This is a genomic window from Pandoraea oxalativorans, assembly GCF_000972785.3.
Classification (GTDB): domain Bacteria; phylum Pseudomonadota; class Gammaproteobacteria; order Burkholderiales; family Burkholderiaceae; genus Pandoraea; species Pandoraea oxalativorans.
Window position 1 is genome coordinate 2,508,223 of the sequence record NZ_CP011253.3, and the last position, 19,094, is coordinate 2,527,316.

Here is a 19,094-nt window from a genome sequence, read left to right on the forward strand (position 1 = left end):
CACCGGCGCGGCCTTATCAGCGGAGGACTTGATGAGCGATACCCCCACGCGCAAGCCCGGCCCACAGCAGCCGCACAAGGAGGACGCCGTGGAGCGCGACCTCGACGAAGCACTTGAGGAGACGTTTCCGGCGAGCGATCCCGTGTCCATCGAAGTCGACAAGCCGAAGCGGGTTCCCGCGTCACGACCTGGCGAGACGAAGCGTCTCGACGAGGGGCTGAAGGAAGCCTTCCCGGCAAGCGATCCGGTTTCCATCGACACGGGTAAGACGCCGAAGCCGTAACAATTGCTGTGCGATGCCGGGAGATTGCGTCCCGATGCTTCCACAACCTGCTCGCAGCCCCGTCCGGCGGGGCCGCGGGAGAAAAATAAATCTCCGGTCCGACGCGGGTTTGCCGCCCGGGCGGGCCGAATTCGTGGCAAAATGCCGCGCCTGACTCTCTCAGGCTGGGACTGTAGGAAATAAATGGCGGCAGGTACGGTAAAAAAAGTTCGACGCTACGCGCTGGAAACCATCGACGTGATGGGACAGAGCGGGCTTGGCGTCGTCGAGCGCCCGGATGGGCGTTTCGTCATGTATCCGGAATACTGGACACAGACGCAGGCGCTCAGCCAGAAAATGCGCACGCTGTATCGCCGTAACTGCCAGCTCGAATACCAATTGGCGAAGCTTACGCGTGAGCTCGACCGTCTGCGCAGCGTGGTCGACACGCCGCGTCCCGCCGGCAATCCGCAGGCGTCGTTGCCCGGCACCGACGTGCCACAGCCCGAACCCAAGCTCGAACGCAAGACGGCCGGCGAACTGCCGCCTCGACGACGTAAGCGCGCCGCCTGAGCGCCATAGCCGTCACGACGTCACGAGATGCAGCAGCGACGTCAACGGCCATGACCCTGCAAGTCCGCCCGATTCATCCGCTTACAGTAAAACTCCAAGTCCTCGTCATTTCCGATTAACAGCCAGCTTATTGCCCGCTTCGCCGACCATCATGGCGCTTACCGCATCGCAACTCGAAACCTTCCGTAACGACGGTTATCTGATCCTTCCGCGCTATGTTGCGCAGGCCGACTGCGAGGCGATGCTGGCAGATGTGCGAGCGCAGTTGGCGGCGGCCACGCTACCGCTCGAGTTCGAAGCCGATGTGGGTTACGAGGGCGCACCGCAATCGCGTGATGCCGAGGGCGGCCAAACGGTTCGCCGTCTGCTCAAGGCTTACGATCGCGGCGATGCGCTGCGCAACTGGGCGACGCGCCCGGACCTGATCGAATCGCTTGCCCAGATCTTCGGCGAAGACGTAGTCCTGACACTTGCGCACCACAACTGCGTGATGACGAAACATCCGCACTTCGGTACGGCGACCGGCTGGCATCGCGATATCCGCTACTGGTCGTTCCCGGAGAACTCACTGGTTTCGGTCTGGCTGGCGCTGGGGCCGGAGACACGCGAGAACGGCGCGCTTCGCTTCATTCCCGGCTCGCACCGCGAGCAGCTCAAGCCGCATCAGCTCGACTCGCTGGACTTCTTGCGTCCCGACGAGCCCGACAACGGGCCGCTTGTCGCGCGCGGCAAGCAAGTCGAGCTTGCTCAAGGCGACGTGGTGCTGTTCCACAGCGGACTATTTCACGCCGCTGGCCGCAATGAAGGCGACACCACCAAATTCTCGGTCGTGTTCGCATACCGGGGCGAGAGCAATCCGCCGAAACCGGGAACGCGTTCTGCCTCGGCAGGCGAGGTCGAACTCGGCCACTGATGCCAATTTGGGTGCTTTCCTAAACCGGTAGGCACCTTTTCCCGCGTAGACTCTTCGGCCACCCTTATGGTGTCGCGCGCTGGCGCACGTGAGCCGCATCGTTCCGATATCGATGCCGTGCCGCGCCAGTAATCTGCCTGACGCCATTCCATGAACCAGTGACGTGTCGCTCCCGCGCGGTGCAAAGCCGCGTGGACCGAGTGGCTGCACGTCCGTTTCCGGAAGAGACACGTGTCCCATTTACCCCTCTCACCTGCTGCCCCGGCGGCGTCGCCCACTGCAATCGATGCTTCGGGCGAAGCGTGCCGTGCCACCTGGGGATCGCGGCTGGGTTTCGTGCTCGCCGCCGCTGGCTCGGCCGTTGGCCTCGGCGCGGTCTGGAAATTTCCGTACGTCGTCGGGCAGCACGGCGGTGGTGCATTCCTCGTCATCTACCTGGGCTGTGTGCTGACGCTCGGCGTCGCCCTGTTGCTGGCGGAGATGACGGTTGGCCGCTTGACGGGGCAGTCCATCACGACCGCGTTGCGCACGCTTGGCGGACGCGCCTGGGCCTGGGTCGGTCGTATTGCCACGTTCAATGCGTTCGCGATTCTCTCGTTCTACGTCGTGGTCGGTGGCTGGACGGTGACGTATCTGATGCGCGCATTCACAGGTTCGGTGCTGGCGAACGATACGCAGCGGCTGGTCGCCGAGTTCTCGGCATTCACGGCGAATCCGGTGGCGTCACTCGCGAGCATGGGCGTGTTTCTCGGCCTGACGGCGTTGATCGTCGCGGCCGGTGTACAGAAAGGCATCGAGCGGGCAGGCAAGTGGCTCATGCCCGCGCTGTTCCTGCTGATGTTGCTGGTCATTGCCCGGGCGCTCACGCTGCCCGGCGCAATGGCGGGGGTGGCCTGGTTCCTTACGCCCGACTTTTCGATCATCTCCGGCGACACGTTGCTCGAAGCGCTGGGACTGGCGTTCTTCTCGTTGTCGCTGGGCGCGGGCATGATCGTGGTCTACGGATCCTATTTGCCGCGCGACGCACGGCTCGCCGGCTCGGCCGTCTGGGTCGCGACACTGGCGACGCTGGCGTGCTGCCTTGCCGGTCTGATGATCCTCCCTGCCGTTTTCGCGTTCGGCGTGCCGCCCGACGCCGGTCCCGGCCTCACATTCATCACGATGCCGGCCATCTTTGCGCAGATGCCGTTCGGGCATGCGATTGCCATTGCATTCTTCCTGCTGTTGCTGTTCGCCGCGCTGACCTCTGCTGTCTCGCTGTTCGAGCCGGTCGCGGCCTTTCTGATCGACGAGTATCAATGGCGGCGTAGTACGGCGGTCCTCGCCGTGTTCGTCGCGACATTCCTGTTCGGTGCACCGGCGGCGCTCTCGTTCGGTATCTGGTCGGACGTGCGACTGTTCGACCGCACGATCTTCGACCTGATGGACTACGTCACCGTCAATCTGCTGATGCCTGCGGGCGGCTTGTGCATCGCGATCTTCGTCGGTACAAGCATCTGGCCCAAGGCGCGCACTGTGCTGGAAGGTTCGCGCGCGCAGTGGTTTGTGCCGGTATGGCGCGTACTGCTGCTGGTACTCACGCCGATTGCCATCTTCGGCGTCTGGTATCAGACGTTCTAAGGGTTCGAATTGAATCGGCGGAGGCGGGCGCTGAACTCGACAATGGCTTCGGCACCCGCATCGGGTGACGCCCGCTTTACGCCACAGGCGTGCGCATCGTCACCCATTCTTCCGCGGCCGTTGGGTGCACGGCCAGCGTGCGATCGAAGTCGGCCTTCGTTGCGCCCATCGACAGCGCGACGCCCAGCAACTGCACCTGTTCTCCTGCGTGATCCCCGACCATATGCGCGCCGACGATCTTGTCGGTGGCGCCATCGACGAGCAGCTTCATCAGCATCTTTTCCTGACGGCCTGACAGCGTCGCCTTGAGCGGACGGAAGGTAGCCTTGTACACCTTGAGCTGCGCGTACTGCCCGCGCGCGTCACTCTCGGTCAGTCCCACCACACCGATTTCCGGCGTGCTGAAGACTGCCGTCGGAATCAGTTTGTGGTCGACGCGCGTGGTGCGCTCCCCGAACACCGTATCCGCGAACGCCTGACCTTCGCGAATCGCCATCGGCGTGAGGTTCACGCGATCGGTCACGTCGCCAACGGCAAAGATCGATGGCACATTGGTGCGCGAGAACTCGTCGACGATCACCGCCCCCTTGTCGTTGAGTGCCACGCCGCTCGCCGCCAGCCCGAGTCCTTGCGTGTACGGCACACGCCCCGCAGCGCTCAGCAGCACGTCCGCGTCGTGCGTGCTGCCGTCCGACAGCGTAATGCGCAAGCCGTCCTGAATCTTCTCTGCACGTTCGACCGTGCGCTCAAGCAGGATCTCGATGCCTCGCTCGCGATAGGCGGCTTCGAGCGTCGTTCGGACTTCCTCGTCGAATCCGCGCAGCAAATGCGGCCCGCGATGCACGACGGTCACCGTCGAGCCCAGCCCGGCGAAAACCCCCGCGAATTCCAGTGCAATGTAACCGCCGCCGATGATCGTGATTCGCTCGGGGAGCGATTCGAGATGAAACACTTCGTTCGACGAAATGGCGTGCTCGCGTCCGACGAAGTGCGGCTGATCTGCTGGGCGGCCCCCTGTCGCGATCAGGATGTTGCGTGCGGTAATGCGTTCACCGGTGGCGGGCAGCACGACCGTGTGCGGGCCTTCGACCACGGCGCGCGCCGCGACGAGTTCGGCCCCCGCGCGTTCGAGATTGGTCGTGTAGATGCCTTCGAGTCGCGCAATCTCGGCGTCCTTGCGGGCGATGAGTGTCTTCCAGTCGAACTTGGGGGAGGGGACTTCCCAGCCGAAACCTGCGGCGTCTTCGAATTCGTCGGCAAACCGGCTGGCATAGACGAGCAACTTCTTCGGCACACAACCGCGAATGACGCACGTGCCACCCACGCGAAACTCTTCTGCGACCTTCACGCGCGCGCCGTATTGCGCGGCGACGCGTGCGGCCCGCACACCCCCCGAACCGGCACCGATCACGAACAGATCCACATCGAACTGGGACATTGCTGACTCCTTTATGTCATTGGGCACACCGGACAGTCGGTCGATGGCCCTGTGCTGCTAGCGTTGAGCGATTGTGCCAGAGACATGCTCCCAGCATCGGCAGGGCCCGAGGATTTTCGGAGGCATCCGAGTCCCCGGGGCAGTCAACGCCGCGTTGACTGCCGTTGAAACGCCTTCGCGCCTCGCCATAAGGTGCATCGTCCGTCAATTCGGGTTTTCGCACGGTCGTGCGCTTTCGTTGATCCACGTCAATGCGACAGACGAAACGCAGGACGACAATCGAAGGCGTTGAAAGTCGATCAATGCTTCACCGGCGAGCGCGGACACCGGCCCACAAGGCGGTTGAATCGTATCGTCGATGATCAATCGCGGGTTGCCGGATGTTTCTGAAGTGAAACAAATCCTGGGAATTCTTCGGACATCTGCGCATGGTGGAATAAGAAGTGCATAAGAATCAAATAGTTGTCTCTCATGGTCCGAAATTTGCTGTGATTTTCTCAAGACAGGCGGGGATCACCGCCGATACACGAGGATGTCATGACGAAGTCGCTTACCCGCCTGATGGGCGCCAGCTCGGCGCTGGCGTTGTTGTGTTGCTTCTGGATGGTGGCATCGGCACATGCCGCCAATTCGCCGCAGACTGTGAATTCCACCGGTGTGCAGGCGACGACGAAGTCCGCGACGGCGCAAGCCAAGTCCGGCGCCCGGCCGACCCGGGCCGCACGTTCGAAGCGTGCGGCCCGGGTGTCGTCCCATACACCGCCGGGTTCGCCGCCGCCAGCACTCGTGGGCGTGGCGCCTGCGCCGTGGCACGACGTGTTCGCGGATGCGGGGGCATGGGCGGCAGACCCGGTCATCGTCAGCGGTCGCACGTTAGGCGGGACGCTCGGCAATGCCGGGCTGACGTCAGGCGCGCACGGCATGGTGACGGGACCGCGCGCCGGACTCACAGGGCTGTATCAGACGCTCTGGCATCGCGCGTTGACCAATCCCGTCCTCAACACCCAACTGTTTGCCGGTGCGCCGGAATACTTCGGACTGCATTTCTAGGCGTTCGCGCTTCGCGGCGAGTCCTATCGTCTGTATCGTCGGTTTCGCCTGCGCGGATCGCGTCACCGTGCCATTTGCGATGCATTTCCGGCGGCCGGAGCGTCCGCTTTCACCGCCGCGTTGATCGCTGTCCCGTGCGTCTGAAAGTGCGCAGGACTGCCGGACCTCGCCCATTCCCCGCCACGCTTGCCTATGCCGCGCCCGTATGCCCTTGCAGGTCTGCGGCCGACGGTGCTCGCCTATGTCCCGTGCTTGCCTCGTCAAGTTCAATGCGGGTAGGATTGACCCGCAGTTCAAGCGTGGCATTTCCTCAAGACATGCCGACTGCCGGCATGCCATTCCGCTCTGGAGCCCCCTTATGAGCACGCCTGACGTTTCTGTGCAAAGCCCTCCCCAGAAGAAAGCGATTCCCATCGGGCTGATGGCCGGTGTGATCGTGATGATTGCCGTGCTCCTGATACCGATGCCTGACGATCTGCCGGTCGCGGGCCATCGCATGCTGGCCATTCTCGCCTTTGCCGTGGTGGTGTGGATTACCGAGGCCGTCTCGTACGAGGCCAGCGCCATCATCATCACCTCGCTGATGGCGTTTCTCGTGGGCACCGCACCCACGGTGCAGGATCCGAGTGTCGAGTACGGCACCTCGCGCGCCATCAGCATGGCGCTTGCCGGGTTCTCCAACTCGGCCCTCGCGCTGGTGGCCGGTGCGCTCTTCATCGCTGCTGCGATGACCCTCACCGGGCTCGACCGTCGCATTGCACTCGTGACCCTATCCAGGATAGGGACCAGCACGCGCCGCGTGATGATCGGCGCCGTTGCCGTCACCATCCTGCTCTCGCTTGTCGTGCCCAGCGCTACTGCCCGCAGTGCCTGTGTGGTGCCGATCATGATGGGGGTGATTGCCGCGTTCGGTGTCGACAAGCGCTCGAACATTGCCGCAGGCATCATGATCATCGTGGCGCAGGCAACCAGTATCTGGAACGTCGGTATTCAGACGGCGGCTGCGCAGAATCTGCTGACCGTGGGCTTCATGGACAAGATGCTCGGCGACCGCATTACGTGGGCCGAGTGGCATGTCGCAGGTGCACCGTGGGCGATCATCATGTCGGTGGTGCTCGTGGTGCTCGTGCTCAAGCTGATGCCGCCCGAGGCCGACGCCATTGCCGGTGGTAAAGAAGCCGTCGAAGCGCAACTGCGCGAAATGGGGCCGATGACGAGTCCGCAAAAGCGTTTGCTCGCCGTGTCGATCGGACTGCTGCTGTTCTGGGCGACGGAAGGCAAGCTGCACCGCTTCGATACGACCTCGGTCACCTACGTCGGACTGGTGGTGCTGATGCTGCCGCGCTTTGGCGTGATGACCTGGAAAGACGTGCAGTCGCGCATTCCCTGGGGCACCGTGATCGTGTTCGGAGTCGGTATCAGTCTTGGCACCGCATTGCTCACGACGCAGGCGGGGCAGTGGCTGGGCAATCACGTGGTCGCCGCAACGGGCCTCGATTCGCTGCCGACGCTGTCGATCTTCGCGATACTGGCCGCATTCCTCATCCTCATTCACCTGGGCTTCGCGAGCGCGACGGCGCTAACTTCGGCCATGCTGCCGATTCTGATTGCCGTGCTGCAAACCTTGCCGGGCGACTTCAACCGGCTGGGCATGACCATGTTGCTCGGCTTCACGGTCAGCTTCGGTTTCATCCTGCCGATCAACGCACCGCAGAATATGGTGTGTCTGGGCACCGACACGTTCACCGCCAAACAATTCGCCAAGGTGGGGATCATCGTCACCGTTGTGGGTTACGCCTTGCTGCTGGTGTTCGCCGCGACGTACTGGCGCTGGCTGGGCTGGTTGTGATGCGCGCCTGCTGCGCTCGATGAATAAGGAGTCACTATGCGTATCTCCCTGAAAGACGCCGTCGACTTCGGCAAACAACTGCTGCTCGCGCAGGGCGTGCCGGACGACATCGCGCTCGACGTCGCCGAGCATCTCGTGGAGTCCGACCGTGTCGGCTATGCGAGTCACGGCCTGTCGATTCTGCCGACCTATCGCAAAGTGCTTGAGGACGGACAGGTCAATCCGAGCGGACGTCCGAGCGTGCTCACCGATCACGGCAATCTGTTGTTGTTCGAGGGCAATCGCGGCTTCGGTCAGCACGTCGGCAAGTTCGTGGTCGAGCATGCGATTGCACGCGCATTCGACAAGGGTGTGGCGATTCTGACGCTGCGCAACAGCCACCATCTGGGACGCATGGGCCAGTATGGCGAGATGGCCGCGCATCAAGGGCTGGTGTTCATGGCGTTCACGAATGTGACGAACCGTCAGCCGATGGTCGCACCGTTTGGCGGCAGCGAGCCGCGCCTGACGACCAATCCGTTGTGCTTTGCGGGGCCGTTGCCGAATAACCGGCCGCCGCTGGTGGTGGACATGGCAACGAGCGCCATCGCCATCAACAAGGCACGCGTGCTGGCGGCCGAAGGCAAGCAGGCGCCGCCGGGCTCGTTGATCGACGGTTACGGCAATCCCTCGACCGATCCGAACGCGCTCTTCACCGAGCCGTTCGGTGCGTTGCTGCCTTTCGGCGGGCACAAGGGCTATGCGCTGGGCATCGTGACGGAGTTGCTGGCGGGGGTGCTCTCGGGTGGCGGCACGATACAGCCGGAACACCCGCGTGCCGGTGTGGCGACGAACAATATGTTCGCCATCGTGCTCAACCCGCAAGTCGACTTCGCCGCGACGTGGCGCTCGCACGAGGTGGAGGCGTTCATCGACTATCTGACGTCATGCCCGCCGCAGCCTGGCTTCGACCGCGTGCAGTATCCCGGCGAATATGAGGCGGATAATCGCAAGAAGCACCATGACCACATCGACCTCACGACGCCGATCTGGGAGTCGCTGTTGAAAATGTCGACGGACCTCGGTGTGGCGACGCCACGAACGTTGTGATGTTCATGGCGGACTCGGCGCGCGCAACGGTATGTGCGCCCGCGTTCGCCAGACCTCAAGAAGGACACGACCCGACGACCGCATCGCCGCAGGCGAGGGCCGTCGCGTCGCAGGGAGAAGTGAAATACATGGCAATACTCAAGGTAGATGTGGTCAGCACCGAGCGCGCGATTTTCTCGGGGGAGGCGCGCTTTGTGGAAGTCCCCGGCTCGGCGGGTGAATTAGGGGTGTTGCCGGGGCACACGCCGCTGCTCTCGGGGGTGCGTCCCGGAACGGTGCGCATCGAGGGCGTCGACGGTACCGAGACGTTTCTGTACATCGCCGGTGGCTTCGTCGAGATCCAGCCCGACCGGGTGACGGTGCTCGCCGACACGGCCATGCGCGCCGACAGCCTCGATCAGGCGCGCGCCGAGCGTGCCCGCGAAGCGGCTGCCGCAGTGCTGGAGCAACAGACCGGCGACATCGATTACGCCAAGGCGCAGGCCGAACTGGCCGAAGCCGTGGCGCAACTGCAAGCCATTCGTCGTCTGCGCAAACAAAAGTCGCGTGCGCAAGGCGATTAACCGTCGTTAGTCTTCAGGTCGCCCCGTGGGCGACCTTCACCCCGGCTGACCTCCAGCCGCTCAAAGCCAGTCGGTCCTCACCGGGCCGAACGTCGCGTTTTTTCTCCCCCGATCCCCTAAAGGACGTCGCCTAAGCGCCCTCGACCGATGACGCTGCGCAGGCGCGCGCCACCTCCCGTCGACGCTCGACGATTCCGTATTGCGTTTCGCCGTCGAATCCCCGAGGTGCAACCGCCTGAGGTAAACCCTGAACCGATTCTGCTTGCACCATTTTTTTGGAATAACTATATTGCTCTCAGATAACAGTTATTGCACTGAGATAACTGTTTAGCGAAAAATGCGTTGATCGCATTGTCGCCATCTCAATGCACGCGTGATGTCCACGCGTCGGTGCCCTTGGAGTTCAAATGAGCGAGACAGCAAAGCAAACGGAGCAGGAAGTTCTCTTCACGCAGGTTGGCAAGGTGGCGGTCATCACCTTGAATCGTCCGCAGGCGCTCAATGCCTGGACCATCGCCATGCGCGAACTGATCATCGACGCGCTTGAGCGTTTCAATGCCGACGACAACGTGGCGGCCGTGATCATGACCGGTGCCGGTCGCGCGTTCTCGGCCGGACAGGATCTGGCAGAAGCGAAGCATTTCGACGGCGACACGGCCATCGAGTGGATCAAGGGCTGGGAGCATTACTACGACGTGATTCGTAGCCTGAAGAAGCCGCTGGTCATGGCGCTGAACGGCACGGCCGCAGGCTCCGCCTTCCAGGTATCGCTGTTGGGCGACATTCGCGTCGGCCACCCGGGCGTGCGTATGGGCCAGCCGGAGATCAACGCCGGTATCGCGAGCACGACCGGTCCGTGGATCATGAATCACATGCTGGGGCTGTCGCGCACGATCGAATTGACGCTCACCGGGCGTTTGATGGACGCGGACGAGAGCCATCGCCTTGGCCTGATTCATCACCTCGTGCCCGAAGACAAGGTGTTCGACAAGGCGCTGGAAATCGCGTCGGAACTCGCCGAGAAGCCACCGGTGGCGATGCGTCTGGACAAGCAGCGCTTCCGGGAAATGACCGAAGGCACGTTCCAGGACGCTATCGAGGCGGGCATGCGCATTCAGCGCGAGTCGTACGAGTCGGGCGAACCGGCGCGCATGATGGCCGCGTTCTTTGCCAAGCGTGCCGCGAAGGCCGAAACGGCCAAAGCCTGACGCTGCTACCCCCGGCCGATCCGCAAGAGATCGCCATCGACTGAAGCGCTGCCCCCGTCGCCGCCTGCGGACAAACAGTCACAACGGCGCGACGCGCGGCAACCCACACAGGGCAGGCGTGTCGCGTCTGTCCATCGCACAAGCGGAGTTCCTTATGTCTCATTCGCACGACCCGCAAAATCCGTCCCGCCGCCGCCTGCTTCAAATGGCCGGTGTCACTGCACTGGCAGGCTCGGTGCCGATGCTGGCGTCGCACACTGCGTTCGCTCAGGCGAAGCAACTGATCGTCTCCGATCCGGGCGGCCCGTACACCGCTGCATATCGCCGGGCGTTCTACGACCCGTTCGAGAAGGCGACCGGCATCAAGGTCGTGAGCGTGGCGCGCGATTCGCAGCCGGTGGCGCAGTTCGCGGCGATGGTGCAGACGAAGAACTTCGTGTGGGACGTCACCACGCTCACGCTTTCGGCCGATATTCCGTATCTCGAATCGAAGGGCTTTCTCGAGCCGGTCGGCATGAAGGCGGCCGACTTCCCCGGCCTCATGCCCGAGGCCGTGACGTCCGACTGGTTGGGTGTCGACGTCTACTCGACCGTACTGGCGTACCGCACCGACAAGTTCCAGAAGGAAGCGCCGCAGACGTGGGCCGACTTCTGGGACGTGAAGCGTTTCCCGGGCCGCCGTTCGCTGCGCCGCAGCCCGCTCGACACGCTGGAACAGGCGCTCATGGCCGACGGCGTGCCCATCGACAAGCTGTATCCGCTCGATCTCGACCGCGCCTTCAAGTCGCTCGACAAGATCAAACCGCATATCAACCTCTGGTGGACGTCGGGGGCGCAAGCCATGCAGGCGATCCAGAGCGGCGACGTCGACATGATGTCGACGTGGAACGGGCGTGCGCAGGCGGCCATCGACAACAAGGCACCGGTGAAGATCGTCTGGAATCAGGGGTTGTATTCCATCGAAGGGTGGGGGATTCCGAAGGGCACGCCGCGCGCCGAATTCGCGAAGCAGTTCGTGCGCTTCTGCGGCGATCCGGCCCGACAGGCGCTCATCACACAGGACCTCGCGTACGGTCCGACCAACCTCAAGGCATTCGACGCCATTCCCAAGGAGCGTGCGCCGCTGCTGCCGACCGCGCCTGCCAACCTCAAGGGCATGCGTCTGCCGAGTCCGCAGTGGTGGGCCGAGAACCGTACGAAGGCCACCGAGCGTTTCAACGCGTGGCTGCTGTCGTAAGCATCGATGCGAGTGTTGTGAATACCGGAGCAGGATGAGCACGAATATGAGCACCAAACTGGAAACCATCGGTCTTGCCAAGACGTACCGCGAGACCCCCGCGCTTCTGCCGACGGATCTGCGCGTCGCGGCAGGGGAATTTCTCACGTTGCTCGGGCCTTCGGGCTCGGGCAAGACCACGCTGCTGCAAATGATCTCCGGGCTGGTCGAGCCCAGCGCGGGCCAGTTGCTCATCGATGGGCGCGACGCCACGCACGACGCACCGGGCAAACGTGGCATCGGGATGGTGTTCCAGAGCTATGCGCTGTTTCCGCACATGACCGTCTGGGAGAACGTGGCGTATGGCCTGCGCATGCGCAAGCTGCCACGCGCCGAGCTGGGGCCGGCCGTCGACTCGGCGCTCGCCATGGTCAAGATGCAGGCGTTCGCGCAACGTCTGCCGTCGGAGTTGTCGGGCGGTCAGCAGCAACGTATCGCGCTGGCGCGCTGCTTCGCGTTTCGTCCGTCGATCATCCTGCTCGACGAGCCGCTCGGCGCGCTCGACAAGAAGTTGCGCGAGCACATGCAACTGGAAATCCGGCGTCTGCATCAGGAACTGGGCGCAACGTTCATCTATGTGACGCACGATCAGGATGAGGCGCTGACGCTGTCCGATCGCATCTGTCTGATGAATCAGGCGCGCATCGAACAGATCGGTACACCGGCGCAGTTGTACGACCGTCCGGCCACCCGTTTTGCCGCCGACTTCCTCGGGCATTCGAATCTGCTCGACGGCGTGGTGGAGGGTCTGGCGGACGGGCGCGTTGCGCTGCGCGTGGGTGAGCGTCTGGTACCCATTGGCCCGAGCCCCGATTTGCCTGCGGCCGGTGCGGCGAGCCTGCTCGTGCGCCCCGAGGCGGCGCGGCTGACCACGCCGGAAGACGGTGCGCTCGCCGGGACGATTCGCGAAGTGGTCTTTCTCGGCTCGGACACGCGCGCCATCGTATCGCTGGGGCAGGGCGCTGAATCTGCCTCTGCCTCCGCCTCCGCCTCCGCCTCCGCTGCCGACGCCGAGCGCGCGCATTTCACCGTGCGCTGTCCGCGTGAGCTGACGCCACGCGTGGGCGAGCGCGTCGGCCTCGCGTGGGATCACGCTCGCGCCACGTTGCTCACGCGCTGAGTCTCCTTTCGCCCAAGTCATCCGCTTCAGGAGTATTTGCCATGTGGCTTGTTCAACGCCTGCCTCAGGCGGGGCCCCGTATCGCCTGGCCGAAACACGTGGCCCGGTGGTTGCCGGCGCTGCCCGCGTTGCTGTTCCTCGCTGTGTTCTTCATCGTGCCGGTCGTCGAGATCTTGCAAGGCGGCCTTTACGATGCCGACGGCGTGCTGTCCGTCGCGCAATTCGCGCGCATGACGCACTCGGCCGTCTATATCAAGGTGCTCGGCTCGACCTTTTGGATTGCCTTCCTGACGGCCGCGTTATCGGTGCTGCTGGGCTATCCGGTGGCGTATTTGCTGGCCCGGCTGTCGGCGCGCTCGCGCGAGCGCTGGCTGTTGTGGATCGTGCTGCCGTTCTGGACGAGCTATCTCGTCAAGACTTACGCCTGGATGTTGCTGCTCTCCAAGACGGGCCTGCTCACGACGCTCGCCACGCACCTCGGTCTGCTCGACGGCGCAGGCACGCTCGCGCCGTCGATGACGGGCGTGCTGATCGGCATGGTGCACGCGATGCTGCCGCTCGCCGTCATGACGATGCTGCCGATCATGCGCGGCATCAACATGCAACTCGTGCAGGCGGCGCAAACGCTCGGCGCAGATCGCTCGACGGGGTTCTTCACGGTGTTCCTGCCGTTGTCCGGGCCGGGTGCGGCGGCGGCCGGGCTGCTTGTCTTCATCACCAGTCTCGGCTTCTTCATCGTGCCCGCACTGCTGGGCTCGCCGCGTGAGTCGATGGTGGCGCAACTGGTCATTTCGTCTGTGCTTGAATTGTTCGATCTGCGATTCGCAGGCGCGCTCTCGACGGTCCTGCTGCTGTGCTCCATCGTCGTGTTCTTTGTTTACGACCGGGTGGTCGGTCTGTCGTCGTTGGCCGGAGAAGCGCCGGAGCGACGCGCAGGGGCAGGCGGGCGCATGCTGCCGGTGCTGATGGTCATCGGACGTCTCGCGGGCAAGCTGTCGTTTTCGCAGGGCGGCGAACGGGCGAGTGGCGGTCTTGGCCTGAAGGCCTATACGTGGGCCGTCGTGCTCGCGCTGGTGCTGCCGATTGCATTCGTCGTGCCGCTGGCATTCACGAAGCAATCGTTCGTGTCGTTCCCTCCGGAGCTTTTCACCTTCAAGTGGTTCGTGGCGTTCCTCGAATCCAGCGTCTGGCAGGCGGCGTTGTGGCGCTCGCTGGGCGTGGGCTTCGCGACGGCTGCGCTTGCGCTTGTCCTCGGCTTCGGGGCGACTCTGGCGCTCGTGCGGTTGCCGTCGCGCTGGCGCAAGCCGCTGTTCGCGGTGTTCATCGCGCCGCTGATCGTGCCGCGCATCGTCGTCGCCGTCGGTCTGCTGTATCTGTTTGCGCGGTGGGAACTGGCGGGCACAAATGCGGGCCTCGTCATCGGTCACACCGTGCTGGCGATTCCGTACGTGGTCGTCACCTTGTCGGCAAGCTTCAAGCGCTTCGACTGGCGACTCGACGACGCAGCCAAGATGCTCGGGGCGTCGGCCTTCACCCGCGTGCGCACCGTGCTGCTGCCCTTGCTCGCGGCAAGCCTCGGCTCGGCGTTCCTGTTTGCTTTCATCGTGTCGTTCGACGACCTGACGATTGCCATCTTCGTCTCCGGCGGGATCAACACCACGCTGCCCAAGCAGATGTGGGACGACATTCAGCTGGCCGTCACGCCGACACTGGCCGCTGTCGCCACGTCGCTGGTGTTCCTGATGGTGTTTGTCGTCTGGTTGTCTTCCATTTTCAAACGCAAGAGCTACTGATACCTGCGGATTCTCGTATGTCCATGTCTAACGTTGCCCGAGTTGCGCCGGTGAGTGCGCAGACGTCTTCGGCGTCGGAATCGTCACACGCATTACCTAGGTCGTCGCATCCTTATCTTCAGTACTTCCCGCAGCGGGCCGAGGGCGACTCGCTCGATGTCGTGCCGCTGCTCATGGCGGGGCTTAATCAACGTGAAGGGGCTCCGTCAAAGCCGGTCGTCGTGTTCGAGGGCGAAGCCATCGACCGTGCGCAGATCGCCGCGCGCGTCGGTGCGATGCAGGCGTGGTTTGCCGTGCAGGGACTCGTGCCGGGCGATCGCGTGGCGGTCATGCTGGGCAACAGTGCCGCGCAAGTCGCCCTGATCTACGCGCTCATGCTCTCGGGCCTGGTGTGGGTGCCGGTCAACACGCGTCTGAAAGGCGACGGCATCGAGTATCTGCTGGGGCACGCCAAACCGAAGCTGCTCATCGCCGAGCCGTCGTTCGCCGAGGTACTCGACGCTGGCGTCGCGCTGGCCGCAGGGCAGCCGGGGCACCATGGCACGCAAGTCGTGCGCTACTGGCTGTCGGACGTCATGGCGCAGGCCGCGGCGCATGCGGGGAAGGCGCCGGTTGCGGCGGCGGTCACTCCGGCATCGGTGCTTTGCATCATCTACACGTCGGGGACGACGGGCGCGCCCAAGGGCGTACTGTTCACGCACCGCATGATGCGCATCGCCAGCGAGGCGGCCATGCAAGTGGCCGATGCGGGCGACGGCGACCGCTTGTTCCTGTGGGAGCCGCTGTGCCACATCGGCGGGGCGCAAATGCTATTGCTCCCGTTTCTGGCAGACGTCGAGATGCACGTGGTCGAGCGATTCTCGGCGAGCCGCTTCTGGCAGCAATGCGAGCAATCGCAGGCCACGCACCTCCACTATCTCGGCGGCATTCTGGACATCCTTATGCAACTGCCGCGCGACGCGCAGCCCGCCACGAATTCCTTGCGCGTTGCGTGGGGCGCGGGTGTCTCGGCGAGTGCCTGGCAGGCAACGCGCGAACGTCTGGGTTGTGTGCTGCGCGAGTGTTACGGCATGACCGAGTGCTCAAGCTTTGCCACGCTCAATGACGCCGATCAGCCCGGCTCCATCGGCCACGCGTTGCCCTGGTTGACGCTGGAATTGCTCGATGATGCGGGCCAGCCGGTGGCGGATGGCGAGCCGGGGGAAATCGTCCTGTCGAGCGATGTCGATGGGGTGTTCCTGCCGGGATATCTCGATAACCCCGACGCGACGGCGAAAGCGTTGCGCGGCGGCAAGCTTTACACGGGCGACAGCGCGCGCCGCAATGCTGACGGTAGTCTGGTGTTCATCGGACGCCGCACCGACAGCATGCGTGTGCGGGGCGAGAACGTCTCTGCATGGGAAATCGAGCGGGTATTTGCGCGGCATCCGGCAGTGGCGGCGTGTGCGGCGATCGGCGTGGCGAGCGAGATCGGCGAGCAGGACGTCATGTTGTACGTGCAGTTCCGCGAATCGGCCGTCGACTGGACGGCGTTGTCGACGTGGGCGGCGGAGCGCCTCGCCAGCTATCAGCGGCCGCGCTACTATCGCGAGACTGCGCAGTTCGAGACAACGCCATCGGAGCGAATCCGTAAGCACTTGTTGTCGCGAGATACGCAAGGCGCCTGGGAGTGGGTCGCAACGAAATGAGGTAGCACGCACGCGGGCTGAACGTAGATTTGGAGTTATCGCATAAAGATAGATACCTATTTTTATGCGATAATCCAGCCAAATCCGTCAAAACACCCATCTGACTGTGGCCACCACCAAAACCCCGCGCAGCCGCGCTAAAGAAAAGTCGGCCGTCACATCCGTCTCGGCAGAGACCCCGTCGGCGGCGTCGTCCACGGAGTCTACGCTGTACGTCAATTCCGTCGAAAAGGCGATGAAGGTGCTCACCGCGTTCGACGGCTCGAAGCGTCATCTGTCGCTGTCTGAGATTGCAGTGGCGACTGGCCTCGACATCAGCGCCGCGCAGCGCTTCACGTTCACGCTCTCGGCGCTGGGTTATCTGCTCAAGGATCCGCAGAGCAAGAAATACGAACTCTCGCCGAAGCTGCTGGACTTCACTTATCACTATCTCGTCTCGAACGAACTGGTCAGTCGCGCGGCACCCTATTTGCAGCAGTTGGCCGCGGAGACGGAGGAGGCGACCAACCTGACCGTGCGACTCGATACGGATATTGTTTTCGTGTTGCGTATCGTCAGCCGGAGTGTGTTCAATGCCAACGTTATCGTCGGCTCGCGCCTGCCCGCCTATTGCACGGCGCCGGGGCTTGCGATGCTCGCCACGCTCGACGACGCGCAGATCGACGACATTCTCACGCGCACCCATCTCGTCCAGTTCACGCCATCGACGGTGTCGCAGCCGCGCAAGATCAAGGAGCGGCTCGCCCGCATCCGCAAGCAGGGGTATGCCCACACCGAAGACGAGTTCTTCATGGGCGACATTTCCACGGCGGCGGCTGTCGTCAATCAGGATGGCCGGGCCATCGGGGCGATCAACATCGCCGTGCCGCGTGTGCGCTGGAATGCGGAGCGCGACGAGCGCCGGTTTGCCGATCTGGTGATTCAGACGGCGGGCGCATTGTCGGCGCGGCGGCGTCAGGAAATGTAAGAAAGGCAGTGTAAGGAAGTTTGAGACGTCGTTCTCGGGCAAGGCCGAGCGCTTCTTGTCGTCTCAATTTGACGTGCTAGAATCCCGCCGCATGGACATGGAGCAGTGCTGAATTCAGGGACTTCCGGCGTCGCGCGTCAATAAACACAGCGGGTCCACGACCGTGTGGGCTTCAGGGAAGCGCGAGACACGCCAGCGACGACGGACACTCCTCAGAGAAACCGATGGCCGGACCGGGGCGGCCAGACGGTGCGCCGCATACGGCGCGCAAGCGGCTGCCACGTATTGCCATCTCCAAAATAACGAACCGCTGGTCATTCAGTCAGGTTTTATCCCCCGTATTTCAAACTGCGCATGCGCCCGGGACGGTGATGACCGCCCACCGGCCGTGCGTACGGGGGACGGAGCCATGGCTCTTGGTTTGTCGCTGCCGGCGCTGGACCTGCCGACGCTACAGTTTGTGACCTTCTTGTTGAGCATTGCGACAGGCATCCTGTTCATGCTCGACGCTTTGCGCCGCGACGAGGCCGAATCGCCACGATGGTGGAGTCTGGCCTTCCTGCTCGCGACGTTCTCTCCCGTGCTTTATCTGTTGGCTTCCCGAAGCGTTCAGCTCGCGGTGCTTTATCCGCTGGGCAATGCCGTCGCCACGCTGGCGTTCGCGATGGTGTGGAGCGGTGCGCGTCGCTTTTACGGTCGAAGCGTGCAGTGGGTCGCAGTCTTCGGCGGTCCGGCAATGCTGCTTTGGGGGACGTGGCTGTTCGCCCGGCCGCTCGGCGCCTGGAGCGGCGGCGTGCTGTTCTTCTCGTTGTTGGCGTTCTACAGCCTGATGGCGGCTAGAGAATTCTGGCAGGCCTCAGGGCTGCGGCTGCCGAGCAGCATCGTGCTGGCGGTGGTCGCGGTGCTGCATGGGTCGTTTTACACGGCGCGTGCCGTTGCGCTCGTGTGGCTCGGTCCGACCGATTCGCAATTCCTCACGTGGTTCGGACCGCAAGTCTCCACGACCGAGATGCTCGTGCTGATCGTCGTGGCGAGCTTTCTGATGGTGTCGTTGGGCAAGGAGCGCTCGGAAATTGCACTCCACCGCGCGGCGACGCGCGACGGCCTGACGCAGGCGTTCAACCGCCCCGAGTTCACGCGGCTCGCCCGCGAGCAGTTGCGACGTCACGGCGCAGCCCGTGCGCCCGTTGCATTGCTGCTCCTCGATCTGGATCACTTCAAACGTATCAACGACACATACGGCCATCCGTTCGGCGACACGGTGCTGCTGCTGTTCGCGCGCACGGCGTCGCAGCAACTTCGGGCAGACGATATCTTCGGACGTTACGGCGGTGAGGAGTTTGCATTGTTCCTGCCGGGGGTCGGCGCGAACGAAGCGCAGACCATTGCCGAGCGTGTGCGCGAAGCGTTCGAGCGTTCGGCACGGACCGTGCAGGGCGAGACGGTCGCCGCGACCGTGAGCATCGGCATCGCGTGCGACGAGCGCTCACGTGGCGAGCTGTCGTCGCTCGTGCAACGGGCGGATCGCGCCTTGTATCAGGCCAAGGCGGCCGGACGCAATCGTTGTGTGCGCTATACACCGCAGACGACCATGCCGGTCGTCGATCCGTCTGCCCACCGTACTGACCTTGCCGAACCTGCCGATGTGGCCGCACCGTCGTGGCAAGCGGCGGCGGGCGGCTGAG

The 19,094-nt window shown here is 63.7% G+C and carries 16 protein-coding genes; 15 read left to right on the plus strand and 1 reads right to left on the minus strand.

Annotated features, from left to right (window positions below; translation table 11 throughout):
* Nucleotides 1–31 precede the first annotated feature (31 nt).
* The 4 genes from MB84_RS11300 to MB84_RS11315 all read left to right on the plus strand — a co-directional run bounded on the left by MB84_RS11300 (nucleotide 32) and on the right by MB84_RS11315 (nucleotide 3,368).
* Complete coding sequence (locus MB84_RS11300; protein WP_046291854.1) at nucleotides 32–283, plus strand: hypothetical protein; 252 nt, start codon at nucleotides 32–34, stop codon at nucleotides 281–283.
* A 183-nt stretch (nucleotides 284–466) separates the two neighbouring features.
* Nucleotides 467–835, plus strand: a complete 369-nt coding sequence (locus MB84_RS11305; RefSeq protein ID WP_046291855.1) for a hypothetical protein — start codon at nucleotides 467–469, stop codon at nucleotides 833–835.
* A gap of 151 nt (nucleotides 836–986) precedes the next feature.
* Nucleotides 987–1,748: a phytanoyl-CoA dioxygenase family protein gene (locus tag MB84_RS11310; RefSeq protein ID WP_046291856.1), complete on the plus strand. Its 762-nt coding sequence runs from the start codon at nucleotides 987–989 to the stop codon at nucleotides 1,746–1,748.
* 231 nt (nucleotides 1,749–1,979) lie between these two features.
* Nucleotides 1,980–3,368, plus strand: a complete 1,389-nt coding sequence (locus MB84_RS11315; RefSeq protein WP_084009722.1) for a sodium-dependent transporter — start codon at nucleotides 1,980–1,982, stop codon at nucleotides 3,366–3,368.
* Nucleotides 3,369–3,444: 76 nt separating this feature from the next.
* Here MB84_RS11315 and gor read toward each other — a convergent pair whose 3' ends face one another.
* Nucleotides 3,445–4,806, minus strand: coding sequence for a glutathione-disulfide reductase (gene gor, locus MB84_RS11320; RefSeq protein WP_046291857.1), 1,362 nt, complete (start codon nucleotides 4,804–4,806; stop codon nucleotides 3,445–3,447).
* Nucleotides 4,807–5,343: 537 nt separating this feature from the next.
* Here gor and MB84_RS11325 point away from each other — a divergent pair.
* From MB84_RS11325 to MB84_RS11375, 11 genes are all read left to right on the plus strand, one after another.
* On the plus strand, nucleotides 5,344–5,856 hold the full coding sequence (locus MB84_RS11325; RefSeq protein WP_046291858.1) for a hypothetical protein: 513 nt from the start codon (nucleotides 5,344–5,346) through the stop codon (nucleotides 5,854–5,856).
* A gap of 358 nt (nucleotides 5,857–6,214) precedes the next feature.
* A complete protein-coding gene (locus tag MB84_RS11330; RefSeq protein WP_046291859.1) occupies nucleotides 6,215–7,705 on the plus strand; it encodes a DASS family sodium-coupled anion symporter in 1,491 nt (496 codons plus the stop codon).
* Nucleotides 7,706–7,741: 36 nt separating this feature from the next.
* The gene (locus MB84_RS11335) at nucleotides 7,742–8,794 is read left to right on the plus strand and encodes an Ldh family oxidoreductase (protein WP_046291860.1); all 1,053 of its coding nucleotides are present in this window, start codon (nucleotides 7,742–7,744) and stop codon (nucleotides 8,792–8,794) included.
* A 128-nt stretch (nucleotides 8,795–8,922) separates the two neighbouring features.
* Nucleotides 8,923–9,357, plus strand: coding sequence for a F0F1 ATP synthase subunit epsilon (locus tag MB84_RS11340; protein WP_046293671.1), 435 nt, complete (start codon nucleotides 8,923–8,925; stop codon nucleotides 9,355–9,357).
* A gap of 407 nt (nucleotides 9,358–9,764) precedes the next feature.
* Nucleotides 9,765–10,565 carry an enoyl-CoA hydratase/isomerase family protein gene (locus MB84_RS11345; RefSeq protein WP_046291861.1) on the plus strand — a complete coding sequence of 267 codons (801 nt, stop codon included), beginning with the start codon at nucleotides 9,765–9,767 and terminating at the stop codon, nucleotides 10,563–10,565.
* Between the two features lie 154 nt (nucleotides 10,566–10,719).
* Complete coding sequence (locus MB84_RS11350) at nucleotides 10,720–11,802, plus strand: ABC transporter substrate-binding protein (protein ID WP_046291862.1); 1,083 nt, start codon at nucleotides 10,720–10,722, stop codon at nucleotides 11,800–11,802.
* A gap of 46 nt (nucleotides 11,803–11,848) precedes the next feature.
* Nucleotides 11,849–12,961 (plus strand): ABC transporter ATP-binding protein, encoded by a 1,113-nt coding sequence (locus MB84_RS11355; protein ID WP_046293672.1) that lies wholly within the window; start codon nucleotides 11,849–11,851, stop codon nucleotides 12,959–12,961.
* A gap of 41 nt (nucleotides 12,962–13,002) precedes the next feature.
* Nucleotides 13,003–14,754, plus strand: coding sequence for an ABC transporter permease subunit (locus MB84_RS11360; RefSeq protein ID WP_052653186.1), 1,752 nt, complete (start codon nucleotides 13,003–13,005; stop codon nucleotides 14,752–14,754).
* Nucleotides 14,755–14,771: 17 nt separating this feature from the next.
* Entirely contained in the window at nucleotides 14,772–16,442 is a 1,671-nt protein-coding gene (locus MB84_RS11365; protein ID WP_084009723.1) for an AMP-binding protein, read from the plus strand.
* A gap of 106 nt (nucleotides 16,443–16,548) precedes the next feature.
* Nucleotides 16,549–17,409, plus strand: a complete 861-nt coding sequence (locus MB84_RS11370) for an IclR family transcriptional regulator (protein ID WP_046291864.1) — start codon at nucleotides 16,549–16,551, stop codon at nucleotides 17,407–17,409.
* Nucleotides 17,410–17,818: 409 nt separating this feature from the next.
* The gene (locus tag MB84_RS11375; RefSeq protein WP_046291865.1) at nucleotides 17,819–19,093 is read left to right on the plus strand and encodes a GGDEF domain-containing protein; all 1,275 of its coding nucleotides are present in this window, start codon (nucleotides 17,819–17,821) and stop codon (nucleotides 19,091–19,093) included.
* Nucleotide 19,094 lies beyond the last annotated feature (1 nt).